Consider the following 14,839-nt stretch of genomic DNA (forward strand, 5'->3'; position numbering starts at 1 on the left):
GGATTTAACACCGCAAGAGATGAGAAGACCGCAGAGATGAAGCTTTCATTCTGGGGTGGGTGATGAGAATGCGCTGAGGGACCGGAGGACGCACCGCAGAGATTGGAAAAACGCAGAGATGGGGTGAGGGGCGGGGGCGTTTCCGGGAGGAGGAGCTGGAGGAGTGGCGGGGATCAGCCTCTCCAGCCGCCGTTGATTTCGAGGGTCTGGCCGGTGACGTAGGAGGCGAGGGGGGAGCAGAGGAAGAGGACGACGTTGGCGACTTCCTCGGTGGTGCCGAAGCGGGCGAGGGGGACGTTTTTGATCATCTCGGCACGGACGTTTTCGGGGATGGTGGCGGCCATGGCGGTGTCGATGACGCCGGGGGCGATGGCGTTGGCGCGGATCTGTTTGCGGGCGGCCTCACGGCTGAGGACGCGCATCATGGCCTGAACGCCGGATTTGGCGGCGGCGTAGTTGGCCTGGCCGAAGAAGCCCTGAATGGCGGCGATGCTGCCGAAGCTAACGATGGCGCCGTGGTCGCGCATGATTTCGAGGGCGTATTTGCAGCAGTAGAAGACGCCGGAGAGATTGACGTCGATGACAGCGTCCCATTCTTCGAGGCTCATCTTGGCGATGGTGCGGTCTTTGATGATGGCAGCGTTGTTGACGAGGTAGTCGAGGCCGCCGTGGCGGGCCTGAATGTCTGCCATCATGGCCCGCACCTGATCTGGGCTGGCCACGTCTGCGGCGATGATGCTGGCGCTATCTGTGCGGAGGAGGTTGAGCTCGTCTGCGAGTGTCTGGGCATCTGCCGTGGTGGCGGGGGTGCCGAGGTGATTGATGACGACGGAGGCGCCTGCGCGGTGGAAAGTGCGGGCGACTTGGGTGCCGATGCCCTGAGATGCGCCGGTGATGAGGGCGACTTTGCCGGTGAGGTCGATGGAAATCATGAGAGAGGTTCTAAGAGACGTCGTCAGCCGCATCAAGCTTTCCTCCACAAGGAGGATCATTTGCCACGCTGGCCAGCCTGTGGCATAAAGGAGAGAACTATGGTTAAAAAGCTTCTTCACACCCGCTACCGGGTGAATGATCTCGAAAAAACGATCCACTTCTACACGCAGGTACTGGGGCTGAAGGAGGTGCGCCGGCACAAGTCGCCGCGCGGCTCTGAGCTGGTGTTTCTGCAGACGCCGAACAGTGATGAGTTGATCGAGATCTGCAGCTATCCGGCAAGCGGGCCTGTGACGTTTTGCAGCGACCTGACGCATCTGGCGTTTGAGGTGGAGAGCATTGAGGAGTTTGCAAAGCACTCGGCCGCGCTGGGATATCCGCTCTCTGACGGCCCGACGCCGAGCTCGAGCGGTGTGTTTGCTTTCATTGACGCCCCGGAGGGGTATGAGATAGAACTGATCGAATACCGCAAATAATCTCGTAATCTACCGCTCATGGACTTTGACTGGATCGGCACCGCCTTTGACCTCTCGATACTTCCGCCGAAGGACATCGAGGAGTCGTTTGAGGATCCGTTCTCGATCAAGCTGCTGCCGGACGGGCAGCATGAGAATGCGGAGGCGAGGTATTACAACCTGGGCAAATCGCTGCAGGGCAAGCCTGTGTTCAGTGTTTTCTGGACGGATGGCAAACGCTACCGAGTGATCTTCGCGAGGCTGATGACGCCCGGGGAGCATGAATTTTTTGAGCGCAAAAAGGCGGAGGAACTCTGACATCAAACATCCACATGGAAACCGCACCTGCTGACCTAAAACCTGTGAGAGCCTGGAGGGATGTGCCGGCGTTTGACGCCGATGAGGCGGAGGTGAAATTCTGGGGCGCGCACCAGTTGGACGCGCGGCTGATGCAGTCGTCCATTCATCGTGCGGATGTGCGTGAGTCCACGACGATCACGCTGAGATTTGACCCGAGGATGCTGAGCCGGATCAAGCGTGTGGCACGCCGGCGGTACCTGAACTACCAGAGCATGATCAAGCAGTGGCTGAGCGAGCGGATGGAGCAGGAGCTGAAGGACTAGCGGCAGCGGCGGGTGGGATGCCAGAGGGCACCGGCGGAGCGCCGGGCTAGAGTGAGCTCTTGAGTGCTGCGGAGGCGACGAAGCGTACGGTCTTGGAGGCTTTTATCTCGACCTCGACTTCAGGTTTGCGGGGATTGCGGCCGATGCGCGCGGGGCGCTCCACGGGCTTGAACGTGCCGAAGCCGATGAGCTGGACGGGCCCGTGTTTCACACCGTTTGTGATGGCCTTGAGCACGGCGTCCAAGGCATCTGAGGCGGCTCGTTTGGAGGTGTCTCCTCCCAGGATTTCCTGAACGGCGTCGATGAGCTGAGCTTTGTTCATAGGCGTGTGTGTGATTCGTTGTTGGATTGAAGGCGAGTCCGTTCCAGAATGAATGCGGCGAGGTGCTTTTTATGGCGCTTTCCGTCGCGATTCACAAACATAAAAAATCTTTCATGCTGCCATGGAACCTTTAAAGAAATTCTTGCTTCCGGATTCACAGCCTTCTGTGGCGGAGGATGCCTTTATCGCACAGGGGGCCGTTGTGCTGGGTGCGGTGGAGATGAGGGAGCAGTCGAGCGTGTGGTACGGGGCGGTCCTACGAGGGGACATCAACCGCATCGTCGTCGGGGCGCAGAGCAATGTGCAGGATGGCAGTGTGCTGCATGTGAGCGACGACTGCGCCTGTGTGCTGGGGGAGCGCGTGACGGTGGGGCATCGTGCAGTGGTGCATGCCTGCACGGTGGGGGATGAGGTGCTGGTGGGAATGGGGGCGATCATCCTGGATGGTGCGCAGATCGGGGCGCGAAGCATCATCGCCGCAGGGGCGCTGGTCACTAAAAACGCGGTCATCCCGGAGGGGTCTCTGGTGGTGGGCTCACCGGCGCGGGTGGTGCGTGTGCTTTCGGTGGAGGAGCAGCGGAGCAATGCGAAGCTGGCGCTGAAGTATGTCGAAATAGCGCGACGCTACCTGGCGATGGGGCTGGGGGGCGGTGCGGTGCGGGTGCCGAGTGGTACAGTTTAGGCACAGAAAAACCCACGGTGTGTGTTGCCTTCGGGCTGCGTGCGGCTTTTAATTGGCCTTAATGAACAAGGATGTCATCGAAGTGCAGGTGCGTGCAGTGCTGCCGCTGGAGGGGAGCTTTGCCGTTTTCCTGGGCAATGAGAGCAAGGTTTTTGTGATCTACATTGACGAGTCGGTGGGCACGGCGATCTCCATGTTCATGAGGGGGGTCTCGAAGGAGAGGCCGCTGACGCACGATCTGGTGGGGCATCTGCTGCTGGCGTTTGGGGCGAAGGTGGAGCGGGTGGTGATCAACAACATCAACGGGAGCGTGTTTCATGCGCGGCTGATCATTTCCGCCGAAAACGAACTGCACACGACGCGGAAGGTGATCGAGCTGGATGCCAGGCCGAGCGACAGCATCGCGATGGCGGTGCAGCAGAGCGCGCCGATTTTTGTGGCCAAAAATGTGTGGGACACGGTGGAAGATGTGAGCGACACGCTGGCACAGATCGAGAAGAAGGGGCTTGAAGTGCAGCAGGCGGCTGAAGCTGCCGAGGAGGACGATGAAGAGGACGACGACATCGAGGAATTCAGCGACGATGACATCAACTCCATCGCTGGCATCGAACCCGGCAAGGGGGATGAGGAGTATGATGACGGATTTGGCGGGGAGGACGACGACGAGGAAGGCGAGGAGTGGAAAAAGGCGGACGGCTGAGCGTGGGCGGTCAGCGGCGTGTGAGAGCAGCGCGAAGCTGCAGGGCTTCGCCATAATCTGGAGAGATGCGCAGGGCGCGATCCAGGGCGGCGAGGGCCTCCGGGATGCGGTTCTGGCGTGCGAGGATGGTGGCGCGTGCGTAGGGGATGCCGGGGTCGCGAGGGTTGGCGAGTTCGCCGCGCTGCATGGCATCGAGGGCGCCGGGGATGTCGTTCTGGCCGTTTTTGGCGAGGCCGAGATTGTACCAGGCGCGTGACAGGCTGGGATCGAGGCGGGTAGCTTCTTGGAGGGATTGGATGACGGCGGGCATGTCTCCGGTCTCGCTGAGGGCGAGGCCGAGCTCGTAGTGGTATTCGGCGTGATTGGGGGCGAGCTTGATGGCGTCGCGGAGCTTGGAGATGGCGAGCTGTGTCTGGCCGGAGGAGCTGTACATCATGGCGAGGTCATGATGGAAGGGAGGGGAGTTGGGGTCCCAGCGGATGGCGGTTTCCATGTGCCGGGTGGCGGCGGGGATGTCCCGCCGTGCGAACTCAAACTGGGCGAGCTGCATCTGGCCGCTGGGCTGATCTGCATTCCAGCGGAGCATGTGCTGGAGGTCCTGGCCTGCGGGGGAGTCGAGGTGGAGGCTTTCACGCAGGGCCCAGGCTGCGGAGACGCGGACGCCACGGACGGGGTCGCTGAGAAGGGGCTCGATGGAGGAACGCAGGGTGCCGCTGTGCAGGACGGGCTCCAGGGTGCGGATGGCGCTTTCACGAACGATGGGGTGGGGATGCTGCAAAAGGGAAGTGACAGCGGTCTGAACTGCGGGCTGGTCGATCCAGCGGTCCAGGAGCAGGGTGGCGCTGGCCTTCCAGTGGGGGATTTCATCGCTGCCCAGGAGGGCCAGGAGGCCGTCTCGTGCGGTTTCATTTCCCTGGCGGGCCTGGGCGATGAGGGTGGCGCGGGTGCGTGTTTTGCGGTCCATCTTCGGGCCCCACCATTTCTGGGTGGCTTCGAGCGCCCAGTCGGTTGTTTTGTCGGTGTGGCATTTGTTGCAGGCGTTGGGGATGCTGAACTGCTTGGTGAGCAGGGGGTCTGGAATGGTGAAGCCGTGGTCGTGGCGCGGGTGGCGCTGCATGTAAACGGTCTGGGGCATGTGGCAGTTGACGCACTGGTTTCCGGTGCTGGAGGCCTGGTGAAAGCTGTGAGCTTCGGGCATGATGGGCGGGGCATTGGGGAAGCCGCCGGGGGTGTGGCAGCGCATGCAGAGCTGGTTGCCGGGAAGGGTGGTCTTCATGCTGTGCATGTCGTGGCAGTCCATGCAGCGGACGCCGGCGTGGTGCATGCGGCTGCTGAAGAAGCTGCTGAACTCGTAGTTTTCGTCGCGGATCTGGCCGTCGGGATAGAAGGTGTCGGTCTGATCTGTGATGGTGAGGTGGTAGTGGTCCCAGAAGGATTCGCCGGGCACGAAGTCGCCGGTGATTTCGCCGCGGCGGGCATGGCAGCCGGCGCAGTTTTCGATGTGCTGGTCGCGGGTCCATTTGGTGAGGGTGGGGTCACCTTTGGCGCCGGGGTGGGAATGCTGCCAGGCGGTGTGGGGTTTCATGGGGCCGTGGCAGGACTCACAGCTCACGGACATCTCGGCCATGGTGGTGCGGTAGCCGTCGGTTTTGGCGTCGTAGTTTTTGCGCAGGCGTGTGTTGTGGCAGGTGGCGCACATCTGGTTCCAGACCATGCCGCGTCCGGTCCAGTGGCCCCACTCACCCGGCTTGCGGTCTTCGTTTCCATAGACGTCGAACCACTCGTTTTTCCTGGGATCGAGGCAGGCCTCCATGGCCTGGAGGCGGCCGTTGCCGCCGTCGACGAGGAACTGACGAAGCGGGTCGTGGCCGATGATGCGTTCGACACGATAAGGAGCGGTCTTGCTGTCGAAGCCCAGTGAGACGAGTTCGTAGCTGCCGCCGTTTTTGCGTACTTCGGTGGACTGAGTGCCGTGCTGGAAGGTGCGGGTGGGGACGAAGGCGGGGTCGTCCAGCCTAGGGTCAGGTTTGCGTTCGGCCAGGCCGTGATGGGAGCCCTGCCATTTGGCAAACTGGTCGGCGTGGCATTCGCGGCAGCTTTGGGAGCCGGCGTACTGTGCAAAAGCCGCCTTTTCATCTGGCATGACGTAGGGCTCAACCTTGGCTAGGGAGACGACTGCGGGAGGAACAGGAACCGGGGTGTATTTTGTTTGCGGCCAGAAGGCCCAGGCTGCGAGGCTGGCAATGATGGCGGCGATGCCGCCGAAAAACATCCCGGCCTTCCACGATGAAGCGGGCGGAGGCGGGATGGGCGGGGTGTTTTTCTTCATGCGTGCGCCAGACTAGGCGGACGCGACAACGGCGCAAGATGAGGCGAAGAATCAGAAATCGAGATAGATTTCGGCGCGGCGGTTGTGGCTGCGGCCTTCGGGGTCGTCGGAGCCGTCGGATTTTTTGTTGGGACTGAGGGGCTGGGCTTTGCCGAGGCCGGTGGTCTCGACCTGCGCGGCAGGGACGCCGAGTGCGGCGAGCTGCTGTTTGACGGCTTCGGCGCGTCCGCGGGAGAGGCGGATGTTGTAGTCATCCTCACCTTTTTCATCGGTGTGGCCGGCGATGCGGAGTTTTTTGCTGGGGTCTGCCTTCATCAGGGCGGCGATGACTTCGAGCTGCTTGAGGGCCCGGGGGTGAAGTTCGGCGCGGTCGTATTCGAAGTAGAGGGCCAGGGATTCGCCGCCCTTGGGGTTCTTCACGATGGGGGTGTAGGGCACGCCGAGCTTTGAGGCGCTTTTGGCGAAGGAGCCTAGGATGTCTGAGAGATTGAGGCCCACAATCTGCCAGGGCTGTGCGGTGTCTGCGCGCTTGAGCTCCACGCCAAATTCAGTGTTTTGCTGAAGAGACTCCGACTGCACCTGGGCGATGACCCAGGAGACTTCGGGATTGGCGATGGTGACGATGAGGGGCTTGGCCGGGTTCAGGGCATACTGGCCTTCTTCAAAGACGATGCAGAGACCGACGAGGCGTTCGACGGGGACTTTTTTGTCATCGACGTAGGCGCGTGCGGCGGTGAAGTCGTGCTTGAGGAGGTGCCTGACAAAGTCGCTGGCATAGGCGAGGGCGTCGGTGCCGTCTTCAACAGTGAAAAGCGGCTTCATGGAAGTGGTGGCTACCGGGGCCGGCGCCGAGGGTGCGCCGGTGGTGCTGACCGCGGCGGGTGCCGGGGCTGCGCCGGGTGCGGGCATGGAGGCAATGGCGCTGCTCATGGCCTTGGGCAGGGTGGCTTTGGCGACTTTCCAGCCCATGTGCTCATCCCGCTCCAGATCCAGCTGAATGCGCACGGTTTCCTGAGAGCCCTGCAGGACAAAGGGCAGGGCGATGCGAGTGCGGTTTTCGACGAGGCCAAGAAGCTCAACCTGATCTTCCGCCGCCGGCTTGTAGCCCATGGAGGCGAGTTTTTCGAAGATTTTGGCAGCGCTCTCCGACTGCTCTGCGTCTGAAGCGGCGGCGAGCTTGCCCGCTGTGGCAAAATCTCCGGTGGTCAGGCTGCGCACGAGCTGCCTGCCGAGATCGAGCGGGCGGGCGAAGGCGAATTTCGCAGGGGCTGGTTTTGGGGGCGGGGGAGCCTTCACCACGGGAGGCGGTGCCTTGGGTGCAGGGGGAGCGGCGGGCATGGTGTCCTGCGCAGACTTGGCAGGTGAGGCTGTGGCAGCCGAGGTTCCAGCGGCGGCATCTTTACGGGCCTGAATTTTCTGTTTCGTGAAAAAGAAGAAGATGGCGGTGCTGAGCGCGAGGGCGGCCACAACAATGATCACAGGCACAAGGCTGCCGCCGTAGAGAGATCGGGAATAAATGGGGCGGGACGGGATTTGCATGGCCGGGAGTGAACTGCGCTGAAGTAGCAGCAAAGATGCCACCACGGGAGGTGATGAATCAAGGGCTAATATATGTGCCGATGCTTGTTCAGCGTTTTTCGTCAGTGCCTTCGGTGGTCTGGCCCGAGCGCATTTTGGCTTTCAGGCGTGCCCAGAAGTCGTCGTCCTGCTTTGAGTCGTCCTTGGAAGCGTCTGAGCCGCCTTTGAATGAAGGCACATCGACACTGGTGGGGCGCACGCCGTCACTGCCGGTGTCCGCCATCGCGCGGCCATAGGGGGCGAAATTGTTCACCGGCACGGAGTATTTCTGCATGCTGGAGGGGAGGGCGCGGCGGGCGTTGATGAAGGCGGTGGGGCTGTAGTAGTTGGATGAATCGCGGGCGAACTGGGAGCGGTTCATGCCGATTTGCAGGTTTTTGCGAACCTCAAAATGCAGGTGAACCGGGTACATGCCGTTGTTGCCCCCCATGGTGCCGACGAGCTGACCTTTCTCGATGAGGTCATGGAGCTTCACTTTGCGCTCGTGCAGGTGGGCGTAGAGGGAGTCAACCATGGCGATTTTGCCATCGGCTTCGCGGAAGATGTGGCGGATGAGGATGCAGTTTCCCCAGCCGACGCCGATGTTCTGCGAAAAAATAACCACACCACGGCCCATGGCATAGATGGGCTCGCCGAGATCGGTGTCGCCGCCGCCGCGGCCGTTCCAGTCTTCACCCAGATGGCCGTTGGGCCAGTAGCCACGTGCTTTGTAGAAACCATCTGCGTCAGGTTTGCCGACGGGGAAATCAAAGCCATCTGCCAAGCGTACGCGGATGGTCGAGCCAGACTGTGCGGCTGCGGTAGCCGTGAGGAGCCAAGAGGCGCAGGCACAGAGCAGCAGGCGCCACCAGGAGTAAAGGGGGCTGTGGGTTGTGCTGGGGGAATGGAAGGCACTGGCTGGCATGCCGGAGGGAGGGGACGGTAGTCTAAAAAAAGGCAAAGGCCAGTCTGAAAACCAACACGGGGGCAGAGAATGAGAGCCTTGTGTGAATTATCAGGTTCAATGTACTCAGTGAAGTTGCAAAGTGCGCCGCCCGCCTGATTGTTCACTGTTCCCGCCCCCAATCACTCTCTTATTCCGACATGCCCGACTGGCTTGCGATCATTCTCCTAGGCATCATTGAAGGTGTCACCGAATTCCTGCCGATCTCTTCGACGGGGCACCTGCTCATCCCGCAAAACATGCACTGGCTGCCGCAGAAGAGCGACCTGTTCAACGTGGTGATCCAGAGCGGTGCGGTGCTGGCGGTGCTGGCGGTGTTCACCCAGAGGCTGAAGCACCTGGCTTCGACGCTGGGAGATGCGACCACACGGACGTACCTGGCGAAGCTCTTTGTGTCTTTCTTCATTACTGCTGCCGGGGGCTTGATCATCAAAAAGTTCGGCATCAAGCTGCCTGAAACGATCCCGCCGGTGGCGTGGGCGACGTTGATCGGTGGTTTCATCATCCTGGTGCTGGAGTTTTTGCACAAGGACAAGCCGGGGACTGAGGACATCACATGGGCAGTGGTCGTCGCCGTGGCGCTAGCGCAGCTGCTTGCGGCCGTGTTTCCCGGCACCTCGCGCTCGGGGGCGAGCATCCTGATGGCGCTGGCTTTCGGGGTGTCACGGCCTGCGGCCACGGAGTTTTCCTTTTTGCTGGGGATCCCCACGCTGATGGCGGCCGGGGCGTTTAAAATCCTGTCTGCCGTCAAGGACGGCGAGGCGGGGAACGAAGACTGGGCGATGGTCGCGCTGGGCACGGTGGTGGCTGCTGTTTCCGCCTTTATTGTGGTGAAGTGGCTGATCCGTTTTGTGCAGGGGCATACGTTCAACGGTTTTGCCTGGTACCGGATTGCGCTGGGCAGTGCGCTGCTGGTCTGGGTCTACAACGGGGGAGGGCACTGACCATGTTTGCACTCGCCCGGGGTTGGTTTCGCCGTTCGGTGTTCAAAACCATCCGCTTTCTCAAACACCCGCGAAAACTGAGGCAGAGCCCCGCGAGGCGGTGGTTTGCGCGTCATTTCCTGGACAAACGAGTCTGGAAGCCGACGCAGCACACGCTTTCCGGAGGCATGGCGGTCGGGATGTTCATCACGCTGCAACTGCTGCCCATCCAGACGCCTGCGGCGATCATCTTGTCCGCCATTTTCCGGGTCAACATTCCGATAGCCATCGCCTTGTGCTGGGTGAGCAACCCGGTGACGGTGCCGTTCATGGCCTGGGTGGAGTACGCGATTGGCAAATGGGTGCTGGCGCTGTACACCACGGTGCCGACTTCGCCGTTTCCCACCCATCTGCCCGAGTCGATGGTGGATGCATGGATCGTGCTGAAGGAGCATGCGCCGGTCATGCTGGTGGGGGGGATTCTGCTGGGGGCGGTGGTCGCACTGGTGAGCTACGTCACGACCTGGGGGTGCTGGGAAATCGGTTCGCGCATGGAGATGGCAAAGAAAATGCGGGAGGCGAATGCGGCTGCCTGAAGCCCGACCCCTGAGAAGCGCTTTTGCGTGTGATCAGGAACAAAAATCTTGTTCCTGGTCAGCCTTTGGGGTCTGATCAGATCATTCCTATTCAAAAATGACCGAAGCTGAACGCAGGATCATCGCCGCTCAGGGCTACGTGGAGCTGGGGCTCTATGACGAGGCCCAGACCGAGCTGTCTCCGCTGCCGGCAGAAATGCACAAACGGGTGGATGTCATCGAAATCACGCTGCTGTGCCTGATGGGCGGGCAGCGATGGGCGGAGGCGCTGGCGCTGGCGACGAAGCTTTGTGTGCAGGAGCCGATGGAACCCGGAGGCTTTATCCATGCGGCCTTCTGCCTGCATGAACTGGGGCGTACCGCCGAGGCGGTGGATGTGCTTTCCCGCGGCCCTGCGACACTGCGTGCGAAGCCGGTCTATTACTACAACATGGGCTGCTACCACGCCTGCCTGGGGCATCTGGAGAAGTCTCTGACCTACCTGCAGCGTGCGTTTGAGATGGATGGCGAGCTGCGCCAGCATGCCAGAAAAGACCGTGATCTCGACTGTCTGCGTGCCCAACTGGAGGCTCACCACGCATGAGTTTTGCAGGCAGCCCCGCCAGCCTGCAGGCCGTAAGCGCCTGGTTTGAGGAGAACTTCCGCACACGATCGGAAATGGGGGCGTCTGTGTCCATCTGGAAGGATGGGCGGGAGGTGCTGAACCTGGCCCACGGACATTGTGACCGGGCACGGACGCGGAAGTGGGATCATGGCACGCTGGTGCCGGTGTGGTCTGCCACGAAGGGGCCGGCGGCAGTGTGCTGCCTGCTCGCGCTCGAAGAGGCGGGCATCCCGCTGGAGTGCCCGGTGGCGGAGGTGTGGCCCGAGTTTGCGGGAGGGGGCAAAGCGAACCTTGCCTTCACCCACCTGTTTTCACATACCGGCGGGCTGTGCGCCCTGGATGAGCGTGCGCCGATCTACGATTACGATGCGGTGATCGAGGCGATTGAGCACCAGCGCCCGCTGTGGGAGCCTGGCACGCGACAGGGCTACCATGCGCGTACGTTTGGATTCATGCTGGATGAGATCGTGCGGCGTCTCACACAGGCTGAATCTCTGGGCGAGTATTATCGTGAGGTGTTCGGAAGCCCGCTGGCGCTGGATTTCTGGATCGGGCTGCCAAGCGCGGAGTGGGAACGTGTGTCGCCGGTCTATCCCGGGAAGATCAGCCTAGCGAACGGCGAGCAGCCTTTCATCAAGGCCTTCAACACAGGGGGCACGCTGACACAGCGGACCTTTACCTCGCCTCCTGGGCTGAATGCGGTGAGTGATTTCAACCAGAGCGAAATGTGGTCGCGAGGCTACGCGAGCATGGGTGGGGTGGGCAGTGCGCATGGGCTGGCGAAATTTTACGCGATGCTGGCCCAGGGGGGGCGCTGGAACGGGGTGCAGATGGTGCCTGAAGCGGTGGTGCGGCGGCTGGAACAGACGCTGACGCAGGAAACGGATGCTGTGCTGCTGACACCCATAGCCTTTTCCGCAGGCATGATGAAGGATGCCATGAACGGGGGTCCTGAGTCTGACGGGAGCAAGCTGCGACAGCTCTACGGGCCGAGCCGGCTCGCCTATGGCCACCCCGGGGCAGGGGGGAGCCTTGCCTTTGCGGATCCTGAGAACGGGCTGAGCTTTGCTTACACGATGAACCAGATGGAAATCGGTGCGCTGCCGGGCGAGCGTGGCCTGGGGCTGGTGAGGGCTCTCTATGGCGGCTGATCACTCGGAGACCGAGTGTGTGCCCTCCTGGACTACGATGGCCTTCATACCGCTGCCGGTGATCCTGTTTGCCTTCACGGTGTGCGCCTCTCCGGAGAGGATGATGCCGTTTTTGCCGGAGGCGGTGATCTCATTTTGAGCAACGGTGCCACCGCTGGTGCCGGTGGCGATCTGCACGGCGTTGCCGAGGGTGTGGTCGAAAACGTTTTTCACGATCAGATGGCCTTTGTTCAGGTCCGGCTGCTTGCACCAGCGCCAGAGGTTGATGCCGGTGCCGCAGCCCAGGAACTCATTGCCCGCCACGAGGCAGTCTGTGGCATCGTTCAGCTCAACGCCGACGAGGCTGCGGGCGATGTGGTTGTGCGTGGCGACGGACTTTGTGGTGAAATGATCAAAGTCGATGGCTTCATCGGATGTGTCGCGGATGGTGCAGCCGTCGATTTCGGCGCCTTCCACCGAATACAGGGCGACGCCGCGCCCGTGGCAGTTTTGGATGAAGCAGCGTGAGATGCGCAGCTTTTTCACCGGCGGCCCGGTGGGGCCTTTTTCATAGCTGTAGGCTCCTGAGGCAAACACGGCGCAGAGCTGGGCATGGCCACGAACGGGCGGGTCGCCCTCCACGCGGCCGCCATCGAGGGTGAGCTTTTCGATGAGGATCTCTTCGCAAGCTCCGCGAATTTCGATGAGGTTGGGGGCGTCCTCATGGCGGATCATGGTACGGTCTGGCACGGGGAACTTCAGGGGGGATTCGAGCTGGATGGCCTCCTTGAGGACTGCTTTGACGATGGCCAGGTGATAGGGCCTTGGCTTTTTGGTGAAGCTGTCCTGCTCGCCATCTGCCTCGATCTTGAGCCGCATGCCGGGCTTGAAGCCACGCTGAGATGTCACCGGGAGCGTGGTGGCGCCTGCCGCGGTGGCACCTGCGGAGATGGCGTAGGCGACAGGGGGGAGCTTCAGAACGGTCTCTTCGGCATCGAGGCCGACGATGCGCAGCTTCTTTGCGTCTTTGATCCTGAGGCCGTGCTCGATGAGATGCACGCCGGGAGGGATGATGACCTCGCCGCCGCCTGCTTTGATGGCTTCATCGATGAAGCGCTGGAGGTCTGCCTCGGGCAGGGCACGCGCGGAGTGGAGTGCGGCGAAAAGCAGAAGAAGCAGGGTGGAAAATTTCATGGCATGGGAAAGACGGAGCGAGCAGGGTGAAACTCGCTTTTTTTGCTGGAATCCATTCCCCATGAAGTTTCTCTCGCGCCCTGGCTTTTACATCATTTTACTGCTGATTGCGGCGATGCTGCTGCTGACGCTGTGGCTGCAGTGGAAGCTGGATTCGCTGCCGAAGCAGAAAGCGAAACAAGAAAAGGCTCCGGCTGCCGTTTCCCATCCCCCATGAAGTCTCTTGCTCTTCTGCTCGCCCTGACGCTGACGGTGCATGCGCGCCAGCCCAACATCATCTTCATCATGGCCGACGACCTGGGGCCCGGTGATCTGGGGTGCTACGGGCAGAAGATCATCAAGACGCCCAACCTAGACCGCATGGCGGCGGAGGGGATGCGATTTACGCAGATGTACTGCGGCAACGCCGTCTGTGCCCCTTCGCGGTGTGTGCTGATGACGGGGCTGCACCCCGGGCATGCTTTCATCCGCGACAACCGCCAGGCAGAAGACGCCAAGGGGCTGCCAGATGTGGGCAGGCAGGAGCACGAGGGCCAGTTTCCGATTCCGGCGGAGAGCGTGACCGTGGCGGAGGTCTTTCGTTCAATGGGCTATCCGACGGGAGGCTTTGGGAAATGGGGGCTCGGGGGGCCGACATCAAGCGGGGCGCAGCTGCGGCAGGGGTTTGACCGGTGGTTTGGCTACAACTGCCAAGGGGTGGCGCATAACTTTTACCCCACCTATCTGTGGGATGATGACAAGACGATTGAGCTGAAGAATCCGCCGTTTTCCCCTCATGACACCTTCAAGCCCGGAGAAGACCCGGCGAAGGAGGAGAGCTACAAGCGCTTTCAGGGCAATGAATACTCGGCGGACCTCATTGCGGAGCAGGCGCTGAAATTTGCCCGTGACAACAAAGACAGGCCTTTCTTCCTGTACTGGCCCACAACGGTGCCGCATGTGGCGCTGCAGGTGCCGGATGATTCGCTCAAGGAGTACACCGGAAAATTCGACGATCCGCCCTATACCGGCGGGAAGGGGTACATCCCACATTTTCGGCCCAAGGCGGCGTATGCGGCAATGATCACGCGGATGGACCGCGAGATCGGGCGCATGCAGGCGCTGATCACCGAACTGGGGCTGGATAACGACACGATCTTTGTGTTTGTCAGCGACAACGGGCCGCTCAGCGGCACGCATCAGGGGCTGGCTGGCACGGACTGCGCTTTCTTTGATTCCAGCGAAGGTCGACGTGATGGCAAGGGGACGCTGTATGAGGGAGGCATTCGCTCTCCGGGGATCGTGCGCTGGCAGGGAAAGATCAAAGCTGGTAGCATCAGTGACCGGGTTACCGGATTTGAAGACTGGATGCCAACGCTGCTGGAGCTTGCGGGGGCCAAGGACAAGACGCCGCGCACAGACGGCATCAGCTTTGCTCCGACGCTGCTCGGGGAGAAGCAGGCAGACCGGGAGTTTCTATACCGCGAGTTTCATGGCTACGGGGGGCAGCAGATGCTGCGAATGGGGGAATGGAAACTGGTGCGCCGCAACCTCACCCCCAAAGGGAAGGGGAAGGCCAAAGCCAGCGTGGCAACGGAGGAGCTGTTTAACATCGCCACGGATCCCGGCGAGACGAAGGACGTCGCGACAGATCACCCCGACCTGGTGAGCCAGATGAAGAAGATCATGGCCGGGCAGCATGAGCCCAGTGCAGACTTTCCGATGACGGCGCTGGACCGCTGATGAGCTGCGCTGCAACGGTGCCGGCAGCAGGCTGCGAGCGTGCTGTGGCTGCGTGCTATTTTAGAGACTGGCCAGTATGATGAAGTTCTGAGACGGCCATGCTGT

17 protein-coding genes are annotated in these 14,839 nt (G+C 61.5%); 11 read left to right on the forward strand and 6 right to left on the reverse strand.

Features of this window, described 5'->3' with window-relative positions; all coding sequences use genetic code 11:
* Positions 1-173: 173 nt before the first annotated feature.
* A complete protein-coding gene (locus tag ACZ5WW_RS19860; protein WP_377162065.1) occupies positions 174-932 on the reverse strand; it encodes an SDR family oxidoreductase in 759 nt (252 codons plus the stop codon).
* A 99-nt stretch (positions 933-1,031) separates the two neighbouring features.
* Here ACZ5WW_RS19860 and ACZ5WW_RS19865 point away from each other — a divergent pair, with 99 nt between their 5' ends.
* Genes ACZ5WW_RS19865 through ACZ5WW_RS19875 form a run of 3 tightly spaced genes read left to right on the forward strand, consistent with a single transcriptional unit; the run spans position 1,032 to position 2,011 of the window.
* Complete coding sequence (locus tag ACZ5WW_RS19865; protein WP_184344596.1) at positions 1,032-1,409, forward strand: VOC family protein; 378 nt, start codon at positions 1,032-1,034, stop codon at positions 1,407-1,409.
* Between the two features lie 18 nt (positions 1,410-1,427).
* Positions 1,428-1,706: a BrnT family toxin gene (locus tag ACZ5WW_RS19870; protein ID WP_377162069.1), complete on the forward strand. Its 279-nt coding sequence runs from the start codon at positions 1,428-1,430 to the stop codon at positions 1,704-1,706.
* Between the two features lie 14 nt (positions 1,707-1,720).
* On the forward strand, positions 1,721-2,011 hold the full coding sequence (locus tag ACZ5WW_RS19875) for a CopG family antitoxin (protein ID WP_377162072.1): 291 nt from the start codon (positions 1,721-1,723) through the stop codon (positions 2,009-2,011).
* A 46-nt stretch (positions 2,012-2,057) separates the two neighbouring features.
* On the opposite strand, the gene ACZ5WW_RS19880 is transcribed toward ACZ5WW_RS19875, so the two are convergent.
* Positions 2,058-2,333, reverse strand: coding sequence for an HU family DNA-binding protein (locus ACZ5WW_RS19880; RefSeq protein ID WP_377162075.1), 276 nt, complete (start codon positions 2,331-2,333; stop codon positions 2,058-2,060).
* Positions 2,334-2,475: 142 nt separating this feature from the next.
* Between ACZ5WW_RS19880 and ACZ5WW_RS19885 the strand changes: the two genes are divergently transcribed.
* Together ACZ5WW_RS19885 and ACZ5WW_RS19890 are read left to right on the forward strand one after the other, a co-directional pair.
* On the forward strand, positions 2,476-3,015 hold the full coding sequence (locus tag ACZ5WW_RS19885; protein ID WP_377162078.1) for a gamma carbonic anhydrase family protein: 540 nt from the start codon (positions 2,476-2,478) through the stop codon (positions 3,013-3,015).
* A 61-nt stretch (positions 3,016-3,076) separates the two neighbouring features.
* Positions 3,077-3,715 (forward strand): bifunctional nuclease family protein, encoded by a 639-nt coding sequence (locus tag ACZ5WW_RS19890; RefSeq protein WP_377162081.1) that lies wholly within the window; start codon positions 3,077-3,079, stop codon positions 3,713-3,715.
* A 10-nt stretch (positions 3,716-3,725) separates the two neighbouring features.
* On the opposite strand, the gene ACZ5WW_RS19895 is transcribed toward ACZ5WW_RS19890, so the two are convergent.
* From ACZ5WW_RS19895 to ACZ5WW_RS19905, 3 genes are all read right to left on the reverse strand, one after another.
* Entirely contained in the window at positions 3,726-6,044 is a 2,319-nt protein-coding gene (locus ACZ5WW_RS19895; protein WP_377162084.1) for a tetratricopeptide repeat protein, read from the reverse strand.
* A 51-nt stretch (positions 6,045-6,095) separates the two neighbouring features.
* A complete protein-coding gene (locus tag ACZ5WW_RS19900) occupies positions 6,096-7,583 on the reverse strand; it encodes an OmpA family protein (protein ID WP_377162087.1) in 1,488 nt (495 codons plus the stop codon).
* Between the two features lie 88 nt (positions 7,584-7,671).
* Positions 7,672-8,526, reverse strand: coding sequence for a M23 family metallopeptidase (locus tag ACZ5WW_RS19905; RefSeq protein WP_377162090.1), 855 nt, complete (start codon positions 8,524-8,526; stop codon positions 7,672-7,674).
* A gap of 179 nt (positions 8,527-8,705) precedes the next feature.
* Here ACZ5WW_RS19905 and ACZ5WW_RS19910 point away from each other — a divergent pair, with 179 nt between their 5' ends.
* The 4 genes from ACZ5WW_RS19910 to ACZ5WW_RS19925 all read left to right on the forward strand — a co-directional run bounded on the left by ACZ5WW_RS19910 (position 8,706) and on the right by ACZ5WW_RS19925 (position 11,839).
* Positions 8,706-9,509: an undecaprenyl-diphosphate phosphatase gene (locus ACZ5WW_RS19910; RefSeq protein ID WP_377162093.1), complete on the forward strand. Its 804-nt coding sequence runs from the start codon at positions 8,706-8,708 to the stop codon at positions 9,507-9,509.
* 2 nt (positions 9,510-9,511) lie between these two features.
* Positions 9,512-10,084, forward strand: coding sequence for a DUF2062 domain-containing protein (locus ACZ5WW_RS19915; RefSeq protein ID WP_377162096.1), 573 nt, complete (start codon positions 9,512-9,514; stop codon positions 10,082-10,084).
* 97 nt (positions 10,085-10,181) lie between these two features.
* On the forward strand, positions 10,182-10,667 hold the full coding sequence (locus ACZ5WW_RS19920) for a TPR end-of-group domain-containing protein (RefSeq protein ID WP_377162099.1): 486 nt from the start codon (positions 10,182-10,184) through the stop codon (positions 10,665-10,667).
* Positions 10,664-11,839, forward strand: coding sequence for a serine hydrolase domain-containing protein (locus tag ACZ5WW_RS19925; protein WP_377162102.1), 1,176 nt, complete (start codon positions 10,664-10,666; stop codon positions 11,837-11,839). The genes ACZ5WW_RS19920 and ACZ5WW_RS19925 overlap by 4 nt, the downstream gene beginning before the upstream one ends.
* Here ACZ5WW_RS19925 and ACZ5WW_RS19930 read toward each other — a convergent pair whose 3' ends face one another.
* Entirely contained in the window at positions 11,840-13,012 is a 1,173-nt protein-coding gene (locus ACZ5WW_RS19930) for a right-handed parallel beta-helix repeat-containing protein (protein ID WP_377162105.1), read from the reverse strand.
* A gap of 61 nt (positions 13,013-13,073) precedes the next feature.
* Between ACZ5WW_RS19930 and ACZ5WW_RS19935 the strand changes: the two genes are divergently transcribed.
* Entirely contained in the window at positions 13,074-13,229 is a 156-nt protein-coding gene (locus ACZ5WW_RS19935; RefSeq protein ID WP_377162108.1) for a hypothetical protein, read from the forward strand.
* Positions 13,226-14,734 (forward strand): arylsulfatase, encoded by a 1,509-nt coding sequence (locus ACZ5WW_RS19940; protein ID WP_377162111.1) that lies wholly within the window; start codon positions 13,226-13,228, stop codon positions 14,732-14,734. The genes ACZ5WW_RS19935 and ACZ5WW_RS19940 overlap by 4 nt, the downstream gene beginning before the upstream one ends.
* The last annotated feature ends 105 nt before the right edge of the window (positions 14,735-14,839 follow it).

Source organism: Prosthecobacter fluviatilis, assembly GCF_055388355.1.

Bases quoted from the DNA above. Each gene is read 5' to 3' on its own strand.
- ACZ5WW_RS19860 (WP_377162065.1), bottom strand. From the start codon at position 932: ATGATTTCCATCGACCTCACCGGCAAAGTCGCCCTCATCACCGGCGCA.
- ACZ5WW_RS19865 (WP_184344596.1), top strand. From the start codon at position 1,032: ATGGTTAAAAAGCTTCTTCACACCCGCTACCGGGTGAATGATCTCGAA.
- ACZ5WW_RS19870 (WP_377162069.1), top strand. From the start codon at position 1,428: ATGGACTTTGACTGGATCGGCACCGCCTTTGACCTCTCGATACTTCCG.
- ACZ5WW_RS19875 (WP_377162072.1), top strand. From the start codon at position 1,721: ATGGAAACCGCACCTGCTGACCTAAAACCTGTGAGAGCCTGGAGGGAT.
- ACZ5WW_RS19880 (WP_377162075.1), bottom strand. From the start codon at position 2,333: ATGAACAAAGCTCAGCTCATCGACGCCGTTCAGGAAATCCTGGGAGGA.
- ACZ5WW_RS19890 (WP_377162081.1), top strand. From the start codon at position 3,077: ATGAACAAGGATGTCATCGAAGTGCAGGTGCGTGCAGTGCTGCCGCTG.
- ACZ5WW_RS19895 (WP_377162084.1), bottom strand. From the start codon at position 6,044: ATGAAGAAAAACACCCCGCCCATCCCGCCTCCGCCCGCTTCATCGTGG.
- ACZ5WW_RS19900 (WP_377162087.1), bottom strand. From the start codon at position 7,583: ATGCAAATCCCGTCCCGCCCCATTTATTCCCGATCTCTCTACGGCGGC.
- ACZ5WW_RS19905 (WP_377162090.1), bottom strand. From the start codon at position 8,526: ATGCCAGCCAGTGCCTTCCATTCCCCCAGCACAACCCACAGCCCCCTT.
- ACZ5WW_RS19910 (WP_377162093.1), top strand. From the start codon at position 8,706: ATGCCCGACTGGCTTGCGATCATTCTCCTAGGCATCATTGAAGGTGTC.
- ACZ5WW_RS19915 (WP_377162096.1), top strand. From the start codon at position 9,512: ATGTTTGCACTCGCCCGGGGTTGGTTTCGCCGTTCGGTGTTCAAAACC.
- ACZ5WW_RS19920 (WP_377162099.1), top strand. From the start codon at position 10,182: ATGACCGAAGCTGAACGCAGGATCATCGCCGCTCAGGGCTACGTGGAG.
- ACZ5WW_RS19925 (WP_377162102.1), top strand. From the start codon at position 10,664: ATGAGTTTTGCAGGCAGCCCCGCCAGCCTGCAGGCCGTAAGCGCCTGG.
- ACZ5WW_RS19930 (WP_377162105.1), bottom strand. From the start codon at position 13,012: ATGAAATTTTCCACCCTGCTTCTTCTGCTTTTCGCCGCACTCCACTCC.
- ACZ5WW_RS19935 (WP_377162108.1), top strand. From the start codon at position 13,074: ATGAAGTTTCTCTCGCGCCCTGGCTTTTACATCATTTTACTGCTGATT.
- ACZ5WW_RS19940 (WP_377162111.1), top strand. From the start codon at position 13,226: ATGAAGTCTCTTGCTCTTCTGCTCGCCCTGACGCTGACGGTGCATGCG.